Annotated in this window: 1 protein-coding gene and 1 pseudogene; one reads left to right on the top strand and one right to left on the bottom strand. The window is 58.7% G+C overall.

Annotated features, from left to right (window positions below; translation table 11 throughout):
* Positions 1-1,272: tyrosine-type recombinase/integrase (locus HGQ17_RS14790; RefSeq protein ID WP_211090719.1), on the top strand; the 1,272-nt coding region annotated here is incomplete at its 5' end.
* A gap of 140 nt (positions 1,273-1,412) precedes the next feature.
* Here the strand turns inward: HGQ17_RS14790 and HGQ17_RS14785 are convergent.
* Positions 1,413-2,039: pseudogene (locus HGQ17_RS14785) on the bottom strand (IS3 family transposase); the annotation flags it as partial.

Raw genomic sequence — 2,039 nt, 5'->3', positions numbered from 1 at the left:
CCCCTACATCGGCGTCAGATCAACGATCCGGGGCCATCCTGTACACACATTTTTGCCTATAACCCCCGGATGAAGTACAAAGCGCTCTACAGCGATACGACCCTCACCATGAGCGCGTATGGCAAGACCAAGGGGAAAGCTGAGAATGCGCTCATGGACAAGTGGGGTGATCTGAGGGCGTCCTGGAACCGCGGTCCAGCGGAGGCTGAACGAATTACTGTCCAGCAGTTGCTTGAAGAGTGGTACCCCACCGTGGTGAATCCACAAAGGCATGGCAAGAAGGTATTGCAGTCCAGCACTCTTGAGGAGTATCAAGAGGTGATCGATCGGCAGATCGTTCCGGGTATTGGTGACCGTACTTTGGCAGAGCTGACACCTCGTATGTTGGAGGACTTCCTCTGGTCCTGGGTGAGCGCCGAAGGTGAAGGAAAGTCCAAGGCCCAGCGAGTCCGGACAATCCTCGACAAGGCCCTCGCCTTCGCACGGAAGAACTCGTGGATGGAGAAGAACCCCATCGCCGACATCGACACCGAAGGCCTCTATGGCAAGTCAGCCGAACCCGACCCACTGGAGGTATGGGAAGTCGACCTGGTCCGTCAGGCCCTGAAGAACTGGGCTGTACCAGGCGGGAAGCGCAGCGGTCCTACTTCGGAGTATGTTCTTGATATCTGGGAGTTCCTTGCCGGGACCGGATGCCGTATTGGCGAAGTCCTGGGCTTGCACTGGGAGGACGTGCATCTGGATTCGCCTGAGCCTTGGGTATATATCCACCAGGCAGCTAAAGAACCCCGAAAGAAGGGCAAGCTCTGGATCGGCGCCACCAAGACTGAAGATGTGCGCGAGCTTGCGATCCCACAGTTCCTGGTTGATGTACTCCGGAAGCGTCAGGAAAAGCACATGGACGACGTGCTGGTCTTTGCTACGCGCACGGGAAACATCATTCGTCGGCAGTCAGTAGGCCGTGCCCTGAACCGAGCCATGGAGTGCGAAGGTCTCGACGAGACTCTTCGTTCTCGAGTGACTCACCACGCCATGCGGCGCACGGTAGCGACTCACCTCAAGGGCGAACGTGCCCAGCGCCAGCTCGGCCACAAGTCGTTGGCAGTCACCGAAAAGTACTACATCGGACGGGATCGGAGCCTCATCGATCACGCCGCCCTTCTTGAGCCCCTGGGCAACGGAGTCACCGAAGAGCCTCCAGAGACCGCGGGCAACGATCAGAAGCAAAACGGCGACCTGGACCCAAGGAATGATGATGCAGCACGGAAGTAGCGAACGCAGGAAGCCCAACAATGGCGTGAAGATCCGCGCCATGTGGTGGCAAGGACCCGTTCATTCAAACTCCAAGAGCGTCGTGCCTTAGTTCGGGTCAGTACGGAGTCGCATCATTGGTGCCGGGGCCTGGTGAACTAACGTNTGGCCCAGGACTGCCTGTTGAGCACGTTCTTCTGCAACGTCGAGAAGAAGCTCTCCATCGCCGCGTTATCCCCAGCAGCCCCGACCCGTCCCATGGACCCAGCCAGCTTGTATCCCTTCAGCGCCCGCTGGAATTTCCGTGAACGAAATTGCGACCCTCTATCCGAATGGACAATGCATCCGGCCACTTCTGAGGGTCCTCCGCGGCGGGAAACCGCATCATGCAGGGCGGCCACAGCCAGCCGTGATTTCATCCTGGAATCGATCGCATAGCCCACGATCCGGTTGCTGAAGACATCCTTGATCGCACATAAGTAGAGCTTGCCCTCACCGGTACGGTGCTCGGTGATGTCCACCAGCCACTTCTGATTCGACCTGGTGGCGGTGAAATCCCGGGCCAGCAGGTCATCACAAACTGGCGGGCCTGGCTTCTTGTGATTCTTCCTGCCCTTGCGCTGAGTGGCTGAGAAGAGGTGCTGCTGTGAGCACAGCCGCCACACCCGCCGCTCAGAGGCCTGATACCCGGCGGCGGTGAGCTCATCGGCGATGAACCGGTGTCCGAACTCCGGGTCATCAGCATGAACATCGATTGCGGCGTTGAGCAGGTGGGCCTCCTCCCAATC

Source organism: Nesterenkonia sedimenti, assembly GCF_012641515.1.
GTDB lineage: Bacteria > Actinomycetota > Actinomycetes > Actinomycetales > Micrococcaceae > Nesterenkonia > Nesterenkonia sedimenti.
This window is presented reverse-complemented; position numbering and strand designations above follow the sequence as displayed.